This window comes from Brevundimonas sp. BR2-1, from assembly GCF_037626195.1.
In the GTDB taxonomy this organism is placed as follows: Bacteria; Pseudomonadota; Alphaproteobacteria; order Caulobacterales; family Caulobacteraceae; genus Brevundimonas.
This window is the reverse complement of sequence record NZ_JARKMV010000001.1, coordinates 1,727,031-1,743,302: the sequence shown is the minus strand read 5'-3', so window position 1 is coordinate 1,743,302 and position 16,272 is coordinate 1,727,031. Positions and strand designations below refer to the sequence as shown.

The 16,272-nt window shown below is 70.2% G+C and carries 19 protein-coding genes and 1 tRNA gene; 10 read left to right on the top strand and 10 right to left on the bottom strand.

Going from position 1 to position 16,272, the window contains the following annotated elements:
• Nucleotides 1-21: 21 nt before the first annotated feature.
• From BrevBR_RS08710 to BrevBR_RS08690, 5 genes are all read right to left on the bottom strand, one after another.
• Complete coding sequence (locus BrevBR_RS08710; RefSeq protein ID WP_332639281.1) at nucleotides 22-495, bottom strand: hypothetical protein; 474 nt, start codon at nucleotides 493-495, stop codon at nucleotides 22-24.
• A gap of 64 nt (nucleotides 496-559) precedes the next feature.
• Nucleotides 560-2,353, bottom strand: a complete 1,794-nt coding sequence (locus BrevBR_RS08705) for a PAS domain-containing sensor histidine kinase (protein ID WP_332639282.1) — start codon at nucleotides 2,351-2,353, stop codon at nucleotides 560-562.
• A 220-nt stretch (nucleotides 2,354-2,573) separates the two neighbouring features.
• Nucleotides 2,574-2,729 carry a hypothetical protein gene (locus tag BrevBR_RS08700; protein WP_332639283.1) on the bottom strand — a complete coding sequence of 52 codons (156 nt, stop codon included), beginning with the start codon at nucleotides 2,727-2,729 and terminating at the stop codon, nucleotides 2,574-2,576.
• 261 nt (nucleotides 2,730-2,990) lie between these two features.
• Nucleotides 2,991-3,065 (bottom strand) — tRNA-Gly (locus BrevBR_RS08695).
• Nucleotides 3,066-3,194: 129 nt separating this feature from the next.
• The gene (locus BrevBR_RS08690) at nucleotides 3,195-3,977 is read right to left on the bottom strand and encodes an SDR family NAD(P)-dependent oxidoreductase (RefSeq protein WP_332639284.1); all 783 of its coding nucleotides are present in this window, start codon (nucleotides 3,975-3,977) and stop codon (nucleotides 3,195-3,197) included.
• A gap of 54 nt (nucleotides 3,978-4,031) precedes the next feature.
• Between BrevBR_RS08690 and BrevBR_RS08685 the strand changes: the two genes are divergently transcribed.
• Complete coding sequence (locus BrevBR_RS08685; protein WP_332639285.1) at nucleotides 4,032-4,442, top strand: YkvA family protein; 411 nt, start codon at nucleotides 4,032-4,034, stop codon at nucleotides 4,440-4,442.
• Here BrevBR_RS08685 and BrevBR_RS08680 read toward each other — a convergent pair.
• On the bottom strand, nucleotides 4,439-5,440 hold the full coding sequence (locus BrevBR_RS08680) for an NADPH:quinone oxidoreductase family protein (RefSeq protein ID WP_340000654.1): 1,002 nt from the start codon (nucleotides 5,438-5,440) through the stop codon (nucleotides 4,439-4,441). The genes BrevBR_RS08685 and BrevBR_RS08680 overlap by 4 nt on opposite strands.
• A 106-nt stretch (nucleotides 5,441-5,546) precedes the next feature.
• Here BrevBR_RS08680 and BrevBR_RS08675 point away from each other — a divergent pair, with 106 nt between their 5' ends.
• Together BrevBR_RS08675 and BrevBR_RS08670 are read left to right on the top strand one after the other, a co-directional pair.
• Nucleotides 5,547-6,416 carry an isoaspartyl peptidase/L-asparaginase family protein gene (locus BrevBR_RS08675; RefSeq protein ID WP_340000653.1) on the top strand — a complete coding sequence of 290 codons (870 nt, stop codon included), beginning with the start codon at nucleotides 5,547-5,549 and terminating at the stop codon, nucleotides 6,414-6,416.
• Nucleotides 6,417-6,513: 97 nt separating this feature from the next.
• On the top strand, nucleotides 6,514-7,041 hold the full coding sequence (locus BrevBR_RS08670; protein ID WP_340000652.1) for a hypothetical protein: 528 nt from the start codon (nucleotides 6,514-6,516) through the stop codon (nucleotides 7,039-7,041).
• A 10-nt stretch (nucleotides 7,042-7,051) separates the two neighbouring features.
• Here the strand turns inward: BrevBR_RS08670 and BrevBR_RS08665 are convergent, their stop codons facing one another.
• Both BrevBR_RS08665 and acnA read right to left on the bottom strand, forming a co-directional pair.
• Nucleotides 7,052-7,438, bottom strand: a complete 387-nt coding sequence (locus tag BrevBR_RS08665) for a hypothetical protein (protein WP_340000651.1) — start codon at nucleotides 7,436-7,438, stop codon at nucleotides 7,052-7,054.
• Nucleotides 7,439-7,617: 179 nt separating this feature from the next.
• On the bottom strand, nucleotides 7,618-10,323 hold the full coding sequence (gene acnA / locus BrevBR_RS08660; protein ID WP_340000650.1) for an aconitate hydratase AcnA: 2,706 nt from the start codon (nucleotides 10,321-10,323) through the stop codon (nucleotides 7,618-7,620).
• 201 nt (nucleotides 10,324-10,524) lie between these two features.
• Here acnA and ccmA point away from each other — a divergent pair, with 201 nt between their 5' ends.
• Nucleotides 10,525-11,124, top strand: a complete 600-nt coding sequence (ccmA, locus tag BrevBR_RS08655; protein ID WP_340000649.1) for a heme ABC exporter ATP-binding protein CcmA — start codon at nucleotides 10,525-10,527, stop codon at nucleotides 11,122-11,124.
• A complete protein-coding gene (gene ccmB, locus BrevBR_RS08650) occupies nucleotides 11,121-11,786 on the top strand; it encodes a heme exporter protein CcmB (protein WP_340000648.1) in 666 nt (221 codons plus the stop codon). The genes ccmA and ccmB overlap by 4 nt, the downstream gene beginning before the upstream one ends.
• Before the next feature lie 7 nt (nucleotides 11,787-11,793).
• Here the strand turns inward: ccmB and BrevBR_RS08645 are convergent, their stop codons facing one another.
• Both BrevBR_RS08645 and BrevBR_RS08640 read right to left on the bottom strand, forming a co-directional pair.
• Nucleotides 11,794-12,018 carry an alkylphosphonate utilization protein gene (locus BrevBR_RS08645; RefSeq protein ID WP_055754537.1) on the bottom strand — a complete coding sequence of 75 codons (225 nt, stop codon included), beginning with the start codon at nucleotides 12,016-12,018 and terminating at the stop codon, nucleotides 11,794-11,796.
• 9 nt (nucleotides 12,019-12,027) lie between these two features.
• Nucleotides 12,028-13,539 carry a peptidase S41 gene (locus tag BrevBR_RS08640; RefSeq protein WP_340000646.1) on the bottom strand — a complete coding sequence of 504 codons (1,512 nt, stop codon included), beginning with the start codon at nucleotides 13,537-13,539 and terminating at the stop codon, nucleotides 12,028-12,030.
• Between the two features lie 136 nt (nucleotides 13,540-13,675).
• Between BrevBR_RS08640 and ccmC the strand changes: the two genes are divergently transcribed.
• The 5 genes from ccmC to BrevBR_RS08615 are packed head-to-tail and all read left to right on the top strand — an operon-like array spanning nucleotide 13,676 to nucleotide 16,272.
• Entirely contained in the window at nucleotides 13,676-14,398 is a 723-nt protein-coding gene (gene ccmC, locus BrevBR_RS08635; RefSeq protein ID WP_332639316.1) for a heme ABC transporter permease CcmC, read from the top strand.
• A 17-nt stretch (nucleotides 14,399-14,415) separates the two neighbouring features.
• Entirely contained in the window at nucleotides 14,416-14,598 is a 183-nt protein-coding gene (gene ccmD / locus BrevBR_RS08630) for a heme exporter protein CcmD (protein WP_340000644.1), read from the top strand.
• A complete protein-coding gene (locus tag BrevBR_RS08625) occupies nucleotides 14,595-15,164 on the top strand; it encodes a DsbE family thiol:disulfide interchange protein (protein WP_340000642.1) in 570 nt (189 codons plus the stop codon). Before ccmD ends, BrevBR_RS08625 begins: the two co-directional genes overlap by 4 nt.
• 45 nt (nucleotides 15,165-15,209) lie before the next feature.
• Nucleotides 15,210-15,434, top strand: a complete 225-nt coding sequence (locus BrevBR_RS08620; protein WP_340000641.1) for a hypothetical protein — start codon at nucleotides 15,210-15,212, stop codon at nucleotides 15,432-15,434.
• A 43-nt stretch (nucleotides 15,435-15,477) separates the two neighbouring features.
• Nucleotides 15,478-16,272, top strand: coding sequence for a DUF1223 domain-containing protein (locus BrevBR_RS08615; protein ID WP_340000640.1), 795 nt, complete (start codon nucleotides 15,478-15,480; stop codon nucleotides 16,270-16,272).

Here is a 16,272-nt window from a genome sequence, read left to right as displayed (position 1 = left end):
GGCGACGCCCCGTCGACAGTCTCAGAAGTTGAGCTGGCCCGCCGTCCGCTTGCGCCGGATGCGGCGGCTGGCGACGATCACCAGCACGCCCAGCACGAACAGGGCGCCCAGCACCATCCACACCGGCTCGATTGGCAGGCCCTGCACCGCCTCGGGCGCAGCCATGGTCGTGGGTCCGGTGGAGCGGGCGGAAATCTCGCCCTGTCCGTTGATGGCCAGACGCAGGACCACATCGGCGGCGAAGCCGAGGAAGTAGGCGATGGCGGCGCGGGTGTTGCCGGCCCCAAGCATCAGGGCGGCGATGAGATACAGGCCGATCGCGCCGACCCACAGGGCCCAGACCGGCAGAAAGCCGAACGCTTCTCCGGCCGGCAGCGCCTGTCCCGCGCGCGCCGCGGCGGCGGAACCCTCGACCAGCGGAGAGATGAAGGGCCAGGCCAGCCATCCGGCATAGCCGAGGACCGCCAGCATAACGATCAGACGCAAGATCTTCATTTCGAGCCTCCCAACTCCCGTTAACCTTATAACGGTCTGTCGGGACAGGCAAAGAGACGGGGCGTCAGGCCGCGGCTGGCAGGGTGATCGAGACCTCGGCGCCTTCGCCGGGAGCGCTGTCGATCGACAGCACGCCGCCCGACTGGCGCGAGAAGGCATAGGCCTGCGACAGGCCAAGGCCCGCCGCGCCCTCGCGGGTGGTGAAGAAGGGTTCGACCGCCCGGGCGGCCAGATCGCGGTCCATGCCCGGCCCGCTGTCGCGGACGCTCAGACGCACCCCGCCCTCCAGCAGGACCTCCAGCCGCACGGCGACCGAGCCCTGACCATCGACGGCGTCGACGGCGTTGCGCGTCAGGCCGCGGATCGCGCCCTCGAAGGCGACGGGGTCCAGCCGCACCGGGGCCTCGACCGAGGGCCCTTCGATCATCAGGTCCACGCCCGGCCCGGCCATGGCGCGCAGCCGGCCCTCCATGCCGCGCAGCAGCACGCCGGCGTCCATCACGCGCAGCACCGGCTCGTCGTCGCCCTGCGAGAAGGCGGTCAGGCGCCGGGTCAACAGTTCGCCCTTCTGGCCGGCGGACAGGGCCGCCTGGCCGATGCGGCGCACGCGCACGGGGTCGTCGGCCTGGCGCAGCATCATGTCCAGCGCCCCCGTCATGACGCCCAGCAGGGCGTTGAAATCATGCGCCAGCCCGCCGGTCAGGCGGCCGACGTTCTCCATTCGGCGTCCGCCCTGAAGCTGGGCCTCGGCGTCCTGTTCGGCCTTCAAGGCGGCGGCGCGGGCGGCCTGGGCCTCCTCGCGGGCGGCGGCGGCGGCGGCCAGGGCCTCTTCGGCCTGCTGACGGGCGGCGGCGGCCTCGGCGCGCAAGGCGTCGGCCTCGGGCGAGGGTTCGGCGGCCGGGGCGATTTCCACCACCGGCGAATTGGTGTCTTCGGCTCGCGCCGCCGCGCCGCCGCGTTCACCGGCCAGCAGCAGGGCGTCGACCACGCCCCCGGCGTTGGTCAGGGGCAGGATCGACCAGCGCACGCCGTCGGCGCCGCCGGTCCGGGACACGATGGGATCGGCCTCGCCCGCCGGCGCCGACAGGGCGGCGCGCAGCGTCTGCCGGCCCTCGACCCGCTCGTCCTCGGCCAGGAACTGGTCGGCGAAGTCGCCGGCGGCGTCATCGCGGCCCAGCAGCAGCAGGGCGGTGTGGTTGGCCTCGCGCACCTGCCCGTCCCTATCGATGACGACCAGGGCGCTCGAGGCCGCGTCGAACACGCGGCGGGTCAGGCCGTCGTGCGAAACGGCGGCAGGCTCGGGCGGGACGACCTCGGGCGTCTGCAGGCTTTCGCTCTCGACGATGGCGGCGGTCGAGCCGGTGATCTGGCCCAGCTCGTTCTCGATCGGCATGGCCGTGACCGAGACCAGCATCTTGCGGCGCGCGGCGGGGTTGGCCAGCAGATGCTGGAATCCCCGGACCGTCTGGCCGCGCAGCGCGCGGGCGCTGGGCAGCAGGTCGGGCGGCACGGGACGGCCGTCCGGGAAGGTGATGCCCCAGGTCGCCGAGTGGAAACGCAGGCCGATCAGCTCGGCGTCCTTGCGTCCCAGCAGCTGGTGGGCGGCGCGGTTGGCGAAGACGAATTTGCCCTGTTTGTCGGTTTCGACAAGGGCCACCGGAATGGCGTTCAGCGTCTCGAACAGCCGCTTCTGCGAATCCTCGGCGACGCGCTGTATCAGATCGAGCTGGTCGGTGGCGCTGCCGTGCTGGGCGCCCTTGCGCACCGCGAACCACAGCGCCACCAGCGCTATGGCCCAGCCGGCCGCGGCGGCGGCGGCCCAAACCCACATCCAGTTGACCTGGCCTTCGAGAAACATGCGACCCGACTGTCCCGTTCTGGCGCCTCGCGCGCCCGTTCGGGAGATACCTTGCAAACGGCGAACCAGACCGGCCCGCTTTCGCCCCTGAGGCGACCTAGCCGGACGCGGGCCCGCGGTCCAGTGCCGGGATCCCGTGTCGGCCCTCTCGGTTGGTCGGCGTTCGGCCGCAGCGCCGGTCGATCAGGCCGAAGGTGGCGATACCGGTCGGTCGCGCCCCTCAGGCCGGCGCGGCCGCAGCCGCCGCGTTATCGGGCGCCAGCAGGATTCGCCGGACGATGTCCGCGCAGCCCAGCATCGGCAGCGGCTGGCCGAACCTTGCGCGCCACTCGCGGTCCAGTTCCATCTCTTCGGCGGTCATCTGCGGGGAGGTCATGCGGCCGGAAACCGCCACGCATCAATATGTTCCGGAATCCGGAATGTGTTTTGTCCGGAGACGCTCCCGATCCGGAGAATGTGAATGGTTACCAGCGAACGCGCGGCGAAATTGAAAAGGCCCGATCCAGGACCGGGCCTCTTCAAATCGACTGGAGCGGGCGAAGAGATTCGAACTCTCGACCCCAACCTTGGCAAACTCACGCCGCCCGGGGCGCAATTGAAAAAGGCCCGATCAGGGACCGGGCCTCTTCAAATCGACTGGAGCGGGCGAAGAGATTCGAACTCTCGACCCCAACCTTGGCAAGGTTGTGCTCTACCACTGAGCTACGCCCGCACTTCAGTCGGAGGCGGGCGTATACCGAGCGCTCTGGTCCCTCGCAAGTCCCCCAACCCAGAATTCGGCGCTCAAGCAGCGAGCGACCGCGTCGCGAGCGGTAGCGCCTGCGCGAAGCGCACCCGCGCGTCAGCGCGGCGCCAGCCTGATAGCCCCGTCCAGCCGGATGCATTCGCCGTTGATGTAGACGTTCCGCGCCAGTTCCAGCACCAGGGAGGCGTAGTCCGCGGGCGTGCCCAGACGGCTGGGGAAGGGGATGGCGGCGGCGAGGGCGTCCTGAATCTTCTGGTCCATTCCGGCCATCATCGGCGTCCACATGATGCCGGGCAGGATGGTGTTGCAGCGGACGCCTTCCTGGGCGAGATCGCGCGCGACCGGCAGGGTCATGGCGTAGACGCCGCCCTTGGACGCCGAATAGGCCGCCTGGCCGATCTGGCCGTCCTGCGCCGCCACCGAGGCCGTGTTGACGATCAGACCCCGCTCGCCGTCGGCCATGGGCTCCAGCGTGACCATGCCGGCCGCCGACTGCGACAGGACGCGGAAGGTGCCGAACAGATTGACCCGCACGGTGCGTTCGAACTGGGCCATGTCGTGGGCGCGGATCTCGCCGGTGTCCTTCTTGCGCGACACGGTCTTCTGGCCCGTGGCGATGCCGGCGCAGTTGACGGTCAGCCGCTCCTGCCCATGGGCGGCGCGGGCTTTTTCGAAGCCGGCGGCGACCGAGGCGTCGTCCGTGACGTCGACGTGGCAGAAGACGCCGCCGATCTCCTTCGCGATCGCCTCGCCCCGCTCGGCGTTCATGTCGAACAGGGCGACGCGGGCGCCCGTGGCCGCGATGGCCCGCGCCGTGCCCTCGCCAAGGCCCGAAGCGCCGCCCGTCACCACCGCCGCAATCGAACTGTCGAGTTTCATGGCCGCAGCCCCTATGTTGTGTGAACCTTGAGATCGCCGCGGGGTTTAGCCGCCATGTCCGCCAAAGCCAATCACGCGCCCGGGCCGATGAGCCCGGAAGACGCGCTGGACCCGTCCCGCGCCCTCGTGCCGTCGATCCAGCGGGTCAACGAGGTGCGGGTGCAGAAGGGGTTCTGGCCCAAGATCCGGCGCACGGCCTCGCGCATCCCCTTCGCCGGGCAGGCCCTGTCGGTCTGGTTCGCCGCCCGCGACCCGGAGACGCCGACCGCGGCAAAGGGAATCATGGTCGGGGCGCTGGCCTATTTCGTCCTGCCGTTCGACGCCATTCCCGACATCTTCGCCGGCATCGGCTTCACCGACGACGCGGCGGTCATCGCGGCCCTGATCGCCACCCTCGGCGCCAATATCAAACGCCGGCACAAGGACCAGGCCCAGGCCGCGCTGGAGCGCCTGCGCGAGGACTAGTTCTCCACCGTCACCACGACCTTGCCCATCACCGACCGGTCGCCCAGCGCCTTGATGGCCTCGTTGGCGCGTTCCAGCGGGAAGGTCCGGCTGACGCGCGGACGAATCTTGCCGTCCTCCCAGAGGCGCAGCAGATCGGCCATGTTGGCGGCGTGGGCGGCCGGGTCGCGCATCACCGCCGCGCCCCAGAACACCCCGATCACCGACACAGACTTCAACAGGGTCAGGTTCAGCGGCAGCGAGGGAATGCCGGCCGGAAAGCCGACCACCAGATAGCGGCCGTTCCAGTCCATCGACCGGATCGCCGGCTCGCAATAGTCGCCGCCGACGGCGTCATAGACCACGTCCGGCCCGTCGCGGCCCGAGGCCAGCTTCAACTCGCCAGACAGTTCCTTCTGGGCCGCCTTGTCCATCTTGCCCGACGGATAGATCAGGCCGTTGTCGGCCCCCGCCTCGAGGGCGAACTGGACCTTGTCGTTGGTCGAGGCGGCGGCGATGACGTGCGCCCCCATGGCCTTGCCCAGCTCCACCGCCGCGACGCCGACCCCGCCCGCGGCGCCCAGCACCAGCAGGCTCTCGCCCGCCTTCAGCTGCGCCCGGTCCTTGAGGGCGTAGTACGACGTGCCGTAGGTCATCACCAGAGCTGCGGCCGTGTTGAAATCCATGGCGTCGGGGATCTTCATCACCGAGGCGGCGGGAACCGCCAGCCGCTCGACCATGCCGCCCCAGCCGGGCACGGCGATGACGCGGTCGCCCTTGCGGACGTTGGTCACGCCCTCGCCGATCGCCTCGACCACCCCGGCCACCTCGCCGCCGGGCGAGAAGGGGCGGGTCGGCTTGAACTGGTATTTGTCCTCGATGATCAGGGTGTCGGGGAAGTTGACCCCGATGGCCCGCACGTCGATCACCACCTCGCCCTTCATCGGCCGGGGGTCCATGACCTCCTCGACCACCAGGGTTTCGGGGCCGCCGGGAGCCTTGGACAGGACAGCGCGCATGGGGAGATCTTTCGTGAGGGCGTCCCGCCCCGGTGGCGCGCGCGTCGGCTTGAGGCTAATCAGCGCCACGCCCGTTTGAAAGAGGCGATCAGGAGACGACCCCGATATGACGGCCCTCATCCTTCACGGCGGCGCGGGCGCGCGGCGCGAGCGCGAGTACGACCGCGAGATCGCCCACATGCGCGAGGTGGTCGAGGCCATGAAGACGCGGCTGGACGCGGGCACCTCGGCGCTGGACGTGGCGGTCGAGGCGACGGTGCTGCTGGAAGACTCGGGCCTCTATGTCGCGGGCCGCGGCGCCTCGCCCAATCTGGCCGGGGCGTATGAGCTGGACGCCAGCCTGATGGACGGCGCGACGCGCAAGGCCGGCGCCGTCGCCGCCCTGCAGGGCTTCCGCAACCCCGTCGTCGCCGCCCGCGCCGTCATGGACCGCACCCCCCACGTCATGCTGGCCGGCGAGGGCGCGGCCCTGTTCGCCCTCGACCAGGGCCTGGACATGATCACCGACGAGGAGGCCTGGTTCACCCGGGCCGGCCAGGGCGAGGACAATCATCCGCCCGGGACGCTCAGCCACGGCACCGTCGGCTGCTGCGTGCTGGACGATCAGGGGCGGCTGGCGGCCGCCACATCGACCGCCGGCGTCTTCGGCAAGATGCCGGGCCGCGTCGGCGACACCCCCATCCCCGGCGCCGGCAGCTGGGCCGACGGCCGCGTCGCCGTCTCGGGTACGGGACAGGGCGAATATTTCATCCGCGTCGCCGCCTGCGCCCAGGTCAGCTGGCGCGTCGGGGCGGGCCAGACCCTCGCCGAGGCCGGCCGCGCCGTCATCGACGAGATCGGAGCCATGGGGGGCGACGGGGGCCTGATCGCCCTGGACCGGGACGGCAATATCGCCCACCCCTTCAACAGTCAGGGCATGAAGCGCGCCTGGCTGACCAAGGACGGCGAGATCGGCGTCGAGGTGTTCGGCCGCTAGCACCCGCCTTACGCCGATGTAATCTCCCGGCGAACGCGGTTCATCCGGCGTTCACCCACTGCTACGCTAAAGCTTGGGGGCCAATCGGGAGCCTCAAATGAAGTCCGCCGCCGTCCTCGCCGCCGCCATCCTGCTGACCACCGCCGCCTGCGCGCCGGTCGTCCAGGGCGGCCCGCCCGTCGCCCTGCCGATCGGCCTGCAGGAAACCGCACAGGTCGGCAGCATCAGCATGTCCAGCGACTGGCTGAACGCGGAGGACGACTTCTCCGAAACCTTCTCCGACGAGGTCCACAAGGAGCTGCAACGCTGCATGTGGGGGACGGCGCCCATCAACGTCCGCATCCACATCGACCAACTTCATCGCGCCGACCGGCTCGGCGTCCTGCTGAACGGCGACGGCGTCCACACCCTTTCGGGCACGGTCGAGTTCGTCGATCCGTCCCACGGCGACCGCGTCGTCGGCCGCTTCCCCGTCTCCGTGGCGACCAGCGCTCAGGGCCGGGTCGGCGGCCTGCTCGGCGACCGTCAGATGATGGTCTCGGAAGAGTTCGGCCGCGCCATCTGCGACCAGGCCTTCGGCCGCAATCCCCGCGACCGCGGCCCGCACAACGCCACGCGGGGCTAAGGGGCGCCGCCTACAGGCTGGAGGGCGTCCGGCTCCGGCCTGCCCTGTCAGCGACAAGGAAAAGCGCCCCCGAGGCCAGCCAGAGCAACGAAAATACACCGCTGAAAACCAGAACCCTCATGGGTCCGCCCGGCAGACTCGCCGTTGAGGGCGCGGTGGCGGTCAGGAGGCCGAGCGCAGCCTGCATGACGGCCACCCCCGCCATCGTCCGCGCCATGCCCGCGGGCTGGAGCATCGTTGCGAACCCTCCGACGCCCGCTGCCAGGATCAGCATGAAATAGCCCGCGCCGGAGCCGTCATCGCGGACGATGGTGGTCCATACGGTCAGAAACGACGTGACGGCCGCCAGGGCGATCCCCGCCCGAAACGCCCAACTCTTCTCGCCTGATCGGCTCATGTCTTCGCTCCTTCGTCCAGCAACGGACCGCCGCCAGTCTGGCCGACGCCATTCGGGGCGTCATGAGGAAACCCTGAGCAATCGCGAGGGGCCGCGCAGGAAAAAGGGCCGGCGGATCGCTCCGCCGGCCCTCGTCTTTTTTTGCCGTCACCCGGCTCGCGGAGCCTTGTTGCCTGAGCCTACTCCGCCGAACCGCGCGCCAGGTTGCGCAGCACATAGGGCATGACCCCGCCGGCCTTGAAATAATCCAGCTCGGTCTGGTTATCGATGCGGCAGCGGACCGGGAAGCGGGCCATCTTGCCATCCGACGGGCGGAACAGCTCGACCCACAGGTCCTGACGCGGACGCAGGCGGCCGACGTTGGCGTCCGACAGGCCGCGGATGGTGACGATCTCCTCGCCGGTCAGGCCCAGACGCAGCCAGCCCTCGGCCTTGAACTGCAGCGGGACCACGCCCATCCCGACCAGGTTGGAGCGGTGGATGCGCTCGTAGCTCTCGGCGATGACCGCGCGCACGCCCAGCAGGCGGGTGCCCTTGGCCGCCCAGTCGCGCGACGAGCCCGTGCCGTATTCCTTGCCCGCGAACACGACCAGCGGCCGGCCCTCGGACTGGTACCTCATCGCAGCGTCGTAGATCGACATCGTGTCCTGAGACGGGAAGTGGCGCGTGACGCCGCCCTCGATGTCAGGGGTGATCTTGTTGCGGATGCGGATGTTGGCGAAGGTGCCGCGCATCATGACTTCGTGGTGGCCGCGGCGGGCGCCGTAGCTGTTGAAGTCCAGCGCATCGACGCCGCGGTTCGACAGATAGACGCCGGCGGGCGAGGTCTTCTTGATCGAACCGGCCGGGCTGATGTGGTCGGTGGTGATCGAGTCGCCGAAGATGGCCAGAACGCGGGCCTCGACGATGTCGGCGACCGGCGCCGGCTCCATCGACAGGCCTTCGAAATAGGGCGGGTTGGCCACATAGGTCGAGGCCTCGTCCCAGGCGTAGGTCTGGCCGCCCTCGACCTGGATGTTCTGCCAGTGCTGGTCGCCCTTGAAGACGTCGCCATAGCGTTTGGCGAACATGGCCGGGGTGACCGACTTCTTCTGGATGTCGGCGATCTCCTTCGAGGTCGGCCAGATGTCCTTCAGGAAGACGTCCTTGCCCTTCTTGTCCTTGCCGATCGGATCCCTGGAGATGTCGATCCGCATCGAACCGGCCAGGGCGTAGGCCACGACCAGCGGCGGGGAGGCCAGGTAGTTGGCCTGGACGTCGGGGTTCACGCGGCCCTCGAAATTGCGGTTGCCCGACAGCACCGAGGTCGCGACCAGGCCGTTGTCGTTGATCGCCTTCGAGATGGTCTCGGCCAGCGGGCCCGAGTTGCCGATGCAGGTGGTGCAGCCGTAGCCGACCAGGTTGAAGCCCAGCGCGTCCAGATCGGCCTGCAGGCCGGCGGTGGTCAGATAGTCGGTGACCACCTGCGAACCGGGGGCCAGCGAGGTCTTGACCCACGGCTTGACCTTCATGCCCAGCTTGTGGGCCTTGCGCGCCACCAGGCCGGCGGCGATCAGGACCGACGGGTTGGAGGTGTTGGTGCAGCTGGTGATGGCGGCGATGACCACATCGCCATCGCCGAGGTCGAACTTTTCACCCTCGACCGGAACGCGCGGGGCGTCGACCGGGCGGTTGAAGACCTCGCCCAGGGCGGTCTCGAAGGCCGGGGCGGCGACGGTCAGCTCGACCTTGTCCTGCGGACGCTTGGGGCCGGCCAGCGACGGCACGACCGTGCCCATGTCCAGTTCCAGCACGTCGGTGAAGACAGGGTCTTCCGAGGTCTCGTCGATCCACAGGCCCTGGGCCTTGGCGTACGCTTCGACCAGCGCGACGCGCGCCTTGTCGCGGCCCGTGGCGGTCAGATAGTCGATGGTCGCGCGCGACACCGGGAAGAAGCCGCAGGTGGCGCCGTATTCCGGGGCCATGTTGGCGATGGTGGCCTGGTCCTCGATCGTCAGGCTGGTCACGCCGGGTCCGAAGAATTCCACGAATTTGCCGACCACGCCCTTCTTGCGCAGCATCTGGGTGACGGTCAGCACCAGATCGGTGGCCGTCGTGCCCTCGGACATGGCGCCGGTCAGTTTGAAGCCGATCACTTCGGGGATCAGCATCGGGATCGGCTGGCCCAGCATGGCCGCCTCGGCCTCGATGCCGCCGACGCCCCAGCCCAGAACGGCCAGACCGTTGATCATGGTCGTGTGGCTGTCGGTGCCCACCACGGTGTCGGGATAGGCGACGGTCTTCTTGCCCTCTTCCAGCGTCCAGACGGTCTGGGCCAGGTTCTCCAGGTTCACCTGGTGGCAGATGCCCGTGCCGGGAGGCACGACGCGGAAATTATTGAAGGCCGACGAGCCCCAGCGCAGGAACTTGTATCGTTCTATGTTGCGCTCGTATTCGCGCTCGACGTTCTGATTGAAGGCGCCCGGCGTGCCGAAATGGTCGACCATGACCGAGTGGTCGATGACCAGATCGACGGGGTTCAGCGGATTGATCTTCGTCGGATCGGCGCCCAGCGCCGACATGGCGTCGCGCATGGCGGCCAGGTCGACCACGGCGGGCACGCCGGTGAAGTCCTGCATCAGGACGCGGGCCGGGCGGAAGGCGATCTCGTGCTCGACCGAGCCCTTGTTCTCGATCCAGGCGGCGACGGCGCGCAGGTCGGCCTCGGTGACCGAAACCCCGTCCTCGTTGCGCAGCAGGTTCTCCAGCAGCACCTTCATCGAGCGCGGCAGACGGGAAATCCCGGCCAGACCGGCTTCCTCGGCGGCCGGAAGGCTGTAATAGGCGTATTTCTTGCGCCCGACGGAAAGGTCCTGACGGGTCTTGAGGCTGTCGTTCGACGGCATGGAGAGGCTTCCTCTGGTCAACGCCGCCCGACAATCCGGTTGCACGAACGCGCGGCTTGCGGCGGGGCGCACAGGTCCCCGTCGCGCGCGACGATCGCCTGCTGCGGCGAGGCCGGATATAACGAGGGTTCCGGGCTCAGTCCATGTACCCGCGTCGTCCGCAAGGGTATTGAGAGAGATTCGCAACTGGAGAGGTCACCGATGCTGACGACCTCCTCCCTGACCGTCTCCCGCGGCGAACGCATCCTGTTCCGCGACCTGTCCCTGTCGCTCGCCTCCGGCGAGGCCCTGGCCCTGACCGGCGCCAATGGCGCGGGCAAGACCAGCCTGCTGCGGACCCTGGCCGGTTTCATCCGCCCCGACGCCGGGGCCATCGCCTTCGCCGAGGTCGAGCCGGCCGAGGCGCGCGCCAGTCACATCCACTGGCTGGGCCATCTGGACGGGCTGAAGACCGGCCGCCGCGCCCGCGACGAGCTGACGTTTCAGGCCCGGTGGTCGGGCGCGACCGCCGACGGGATCGCCGCCGCTGTCGACGTGCTGGCGCTGGAGCCCCTGCTGGATCTGGAGGTGCGCAAACTGTCGGCCGGCCAACGCCGCCGCCTCGCCTTCGCCCGGCTGATCGCCTCGCCGCGCCCGATCTGGCTGCTGGACGAGCCCTTCGCCCCGCTGGACGCCCGCTGGCGCGCCGCGATCGGCCTTTTGATGCAGGCCCATCTGGACAAGGGCGGCGGTCTGATCGCCGCCGTCCACGATCCGTTGCCGTTGCCCGCCCGCTCGCTCGACATAGGGGCGGGTCGATGAGGGCCCTGATGGTCCTGTGGCGGCGCGAGGTCGCCCTCGCCTGGGCCGGCGGCGGCGGCCCCCTGTTGGCCTGCGGCTTCTTCCTGTGCCTGACGGTCCTGGTCCCGCTGGCGGCGGGCGGCGATCCGGCGAGCTTGAAGCCGGTCGCGGGCGGGATCGCCTGGCTGGCCCTGGCCCTGTCGTCGATCCTGTCGCTGGAGCGGCTGTTCGAACGCGACCTCGAGGACGGCGCCCTCGACCTGATCGCGCTCGGCCCCGTCCCGCTGGAACTGGTCGTCCTGACCAAGGCCAAGGCCCAGTGGCTGGCCGTCGGCGCGCCCCTGGCCCTGACAGCCCCCGTCGCCGCCGTCACGCTCGGCCTGCCGCCCGCCCTGGCGCCGCTGGTCGGCCTGTCGGCCCTGATCGGCGCCCTCGGCTTCGCCCTGACCGGCGCCCTCGGCGCGGCCCTCGCCCTCGGCGCCCGCCGCGGCGGCCTGCTGATCGCGGTCGTGGTCCTGCCGCTGTTCATCCCGCCGGTGGTGTTCGGCGCGGGCGCGCTGGAGCGGGCGGCGAACGGTCTGTCGCCCGCCCCGGCCCTCGCCTTCCTTTTCGCCTATGTGCTGTTCGCCGCGGTGGTCACGCCCTTCGCGGCGGCGGCGGCGATCCGCAATGCGCAGGGCTAGCCCCCGCTCAGGCCTTCTTGACGAACTCTGTCCGCAGCACGAGGCCGCGCACCTTTTCGACATTGGCCTCGATCTCGTCGGTGTCGCCGGTCAGCCGGATGTTCTTCACCAGCGTGCCGCGCTTCAGCGTCACCCCGCCCGAGCCCTTGACCTTCAGATCCTTGATCAGGGTCACGCTGTCGCCATCGGCCAGGATGTTGCCGTTGCTGTCTTTTGTCACGTCGTCGGTCATGAATCCGGCCTAACGGCTTGCGGCCGCCTCGTCCAGCTCCGCGAGCCAGGCTTCGATCCCCACGCTGTCTGAAAGATCGCCAGTCCACCTGTGGACCGGAACGAGGGTCTCGTTGTCGCCGCGCGGGCGGCCGCGATAGACCTTCACCGGAATCCGGGCGGTGACGCGACCATCAGGCAGAGGCTCCTCGCGCACCTCCATGTAGACCGTGTCCGCCGAGGTCTCCTGTCCAACATGGGTCGCGCCCAGGGCCTTGAGCAGATCGACGGCGTCGAGGCAGGCCGAGGCGCAGCCGGCGTCGGTCAGGACCCAGGTCCGCGCCTTCATCGGGGTCGGTCCGGCGGGCGGGGCGGGCGGCGCGTCCTCTTCCTCGGGCTCACGCCACAACGGCCGGCCTTCGGCGCGCGCGGCGCGCATGCCGTCGCCGGCCGCGGTCAGCCAGGCCAGGACCTCGGGGTTCGAGCCCATCAGCACCCGGTACTCCTCGATCATGGCGATGTTCTTTTCCGAGGCGCGCCAGTCCACGGCGAGAGACCGGGGCGCCCGGGCCCTGACCTCGGCCTCGCCCCAAAGCGTCCGGGCCAGGGCATTGATCCAGGCCGAGGACCCGCCGCCGTTGCCGCGCAGATCGAATACCACGGCCGACGCGTCGCGAATCTCGTCCGCCCGGGCCTCGACCGCGGCCTGAAGAGTGGTCAGGGCGATGCCGTCGGCGCTGGCCGGATCGCCGTTGAAACCGCCCAGGCCGATCCACTGGCCGCCGCTCCACGTCCGCAATTCGATCGGCGACCTGAAGCGGGGGCTGCGCGCGGCCGCGAAACCCTCGTCGCGGACGGCGTTCGGCAAGTCGCGCCACGTCAGGACGTAGCCGCGCACGTCCGCTCCGACCTGGAACTCGCAGTGTTCGGCGCGCCGCACCCACGGATTGTGCTGATCCACGAACAGGGTGGAGGCGAAGATCGCGCGGCGCGACGCCAGGGACCAGCGGCCGGCGCCCTGGCCGATGATCTCCCCGGCCAGCGCCTCGGCGGGCCGGCCGTCGCAGCCGATCAGGACAGCCCCTTCCGGCGGAGCCGCGGGATCGCGGCTGAACACCACCTCGTGGCGCTCTCCGTCCGGCCCGGAGCGCAGGCCGGTCAGGAAGCCGGGCCAGCCCGCGGTCCAGACATGCCCCATGCCGGCCCAGTCCGACAGTCCCAGATGGCCGTCGTCGAACGAGGCGGCGTAGGCCTGAAGGGCGAAATACCACGCCTCATGGCTGTCCGCCGTCCGCGCCCGGTCCAACGCCGTCGCCAGACCGGCCTCCAGGCGGGCGTTGAAACCGGGGTTCTCGACGTCGACCGGGCCGGGGTGGCTGTCAAGAATGGCGTCGTGGAAGGCCCGGGCGTCCCGCGCCAGGGCCACGCCCCAGTTTTCCGGGGCCGGCGTGGGGCCGGCCGCGGCGTCCTGGGCCAGGACGGGATCGGCGAAGGCGGCGAGTGCGAAAACGGCAGCGGAGGCGGCGGCGAGGTTGCGTGACATCGGGGAGACTGTGCGTGGATGAACGGTGATACGCCTCTACGGCCAGGCTTTCGTCCGCGCCACTTAAGGCTTGGTAATGCAGCCCGCGACCCCGCGCCGCTTGCCGCACGCGCGGCCGACGCGTAATCGGCGCGACATGTTCGGCCTCGCCAATCCCGACCGCTTCCTGCGCTTCACCCGCCCTCTCACGCCGGTTCTGTGGGCGGCGGCCGCCGTGCTGCTGCTGGTCGGGACCTGGCTCGCCTTCGCCGCGCCCGAGGATTACCAGCAGGGCGACACGGCGCGGATCATGTTCGTGCACGTTCCCGCCGCCTCGGTCGGGCTGATGATCTATGCGGCCCTCGGCGTCTCAAGCTTCTTCGCCCTGGTGTTCCGCCATCCTTTGGCCGACGCCGCGGCGCGCGCGGCGGCCCTGCCCGGCGCGGCCTACACCCTGCTGGCCCTGGTCACCGGCAGCCTGTGGGGCAGGCCGATGTGGGGCGCCTGGTGGGCCTGGGGCGACGCGCGGCTGATGTCGGTGCTGATCCTGTTCCTGTTCTACGTCGGCTACATGGCCCTGCGCGCCTCGATCGACGACGAGGCGAAGGCCGCCCGCGCCGCCGCCGTGCTGGGGCTGGTCGGTCTGGTCAATCTGCCGATCGTGAAATTCTCGGTCGACTGGTGGAACACCCTGCACCAGCCCGCGTCGTTGCTGAGAGCGGACGGCCCGTCCATGCCGGCCGTCTTCCTGACCCCCCTGCTGACCATGATGGCGGCCTGGGGCGTCCTCTTCCTCGCCATCTGGATCACCTCGATCCGTACCGAGATCGTCCGGCGCCGGGTGCTGACCCTGCGCGCCCGCCGCGCCATGGACGTCTGAGAAGGGGAGGCCTGAAGATGATCGACCTCGACATGGGCGCCTACGCCGCCTTCGTCTGGCCCGCCTGGGGGATCAGCGCCGCCGTCCTCGCCGGGCTGGCCGTTCGCGCCGTCGTCGCGTCGCGTCGCTGGAACGCCGAACTGAAACAGCTCGACAAGGACGCGCCCGAGGCGCGCGCTCGGACAGCGCCCCAGAAATGAGCCGCTGGCTTTCCGTTATTCCGCTGGTGATCCTCGCCGCCCTGGCCGCCCTGTTCATCGGCTGGTCGCTGAAGCGCGATCCGGCCGTCAAGCCGGACGCCCTCGTCGGCCAGTCGGTCCCCGAGACCGTGCTGCCGATCCTGAACGGCGTCATCCCCGGCCCCGGCCATGTCGATCTCAAGACCGCCGGCGTCGGCAAGCCGATGCTGATCAACGTCTTCGCCAGCTGGTGCCTGCCCTGCCGGGTCGAGCATCCGAAGCTGATGGCGCTGAAGGCGCGCGGCGTCGCCGTCGTCGGCGTGGCCTGGAAGGACGAGCCGGCCGACACCCGCGCCTTCCTCGACGAACTCGGCGATCCCTATTCCATGGTCCTGGTCGACCGCGACGGCCGGGCCGGGCTGGATCTGGGCATCACCGGCGCGCCCGAGACCTTCGCCGTCAACGCCATGGGCCAGGTCGTGGCCAAGTCGTCCGGCCCGCTCGTCGACGACGCCGAGATCGAGCGGATGGTCGCCGCCATCCAGGCCCCGCCTCGCCCCCTGCCCACGGCGACATCCCGCCGATAGGTCCGCGTTAACCCATTTCCGACGGATTTGATTAACCCTGTCGGCATGAGTTCGATTCGTCCCGACCTGCCCTCGACCCTGTTCCCGACCCATCCCGCCGGACAGTCACCGGTGCGCGCCTCGCGCTCGGACTTCTTCAAGGCCGCGCTGGAAAAGGCCGAAGGCCCCGCCGCCGGGCCGAGCTTGGCCACGGCAGCGCCGCAACCGACCCCGGCCGCCTTCGAGGAACGCCCCACCCGTCCGGGCGCCCTGCTCGACATCCGGGTCTAGGGGGCGCGTCTGAGGGTCCCGGCCATTCGGCCTTCACGCGAAAATGAGCGGCGCGTTTTCGCCCGCCGTGATTAACCTCGCCGCCATGACGAGGGGCTGGATCATCCCTGCGGCGGCTTTGGCGGCCGCACTGCTGGCGGCGGGAGCGGGAGCCCAGCCGGCGACGAGGCGCGTCGTCCACCGCGATGCGCCGCGGCCCGAGCCCGTCGTCGTCGAACTGTTCACGGCCCAGGGCTGCGCCGGCTGCCCCGAGGCCAACGCCCGCGTCGAGGCCGTGGCCGACGAGCCCGGCGTCATCGCCCTGACCTACGCCGTCGACTACTGGGACTATCTGGGCTGGCAGGACACCTTCGCCCGGCCCGAGTTCGCCCAGCGTCAGCGCGCCTACCGTCGTTCCCTGCGCCTGCGCGCCGTCTCGACGCCCCAGGTCGTGATCGACGGCCGCCGTCAGGTCGTGGGCGTCGGCGGCGCGGCGCTGCAATCCGCCATCGACGAGGAGGCGGCGCGCCGCATCTTCCCGCCCGAGATCGAATTCCGGGACACCGGCGATCAGGTCGGAGTGGGCTCCGGCCCGGCTCCGGACGGCGGGGCGGAGGTCGTGGCCGTGACCTATACGCCCGGCCCGCAGACGGTGGAGATCGAAGGCGGCGACAACCGCGGCCGCAGCGTGCGCCACACCAATGTCGTGCGTTCGGTCCGGACCCTCGGCGACTGGACCGGCCAGCCGCGCCTCTACGCCCTGCCGGCGACGCGCGAACCCCATCAAGCCGTCGCCATCCTCGTTCAACGCAAGGTCGATCGGCGCATCCTCAACGGCGCCGTCCTGCCGCCGCGCTAG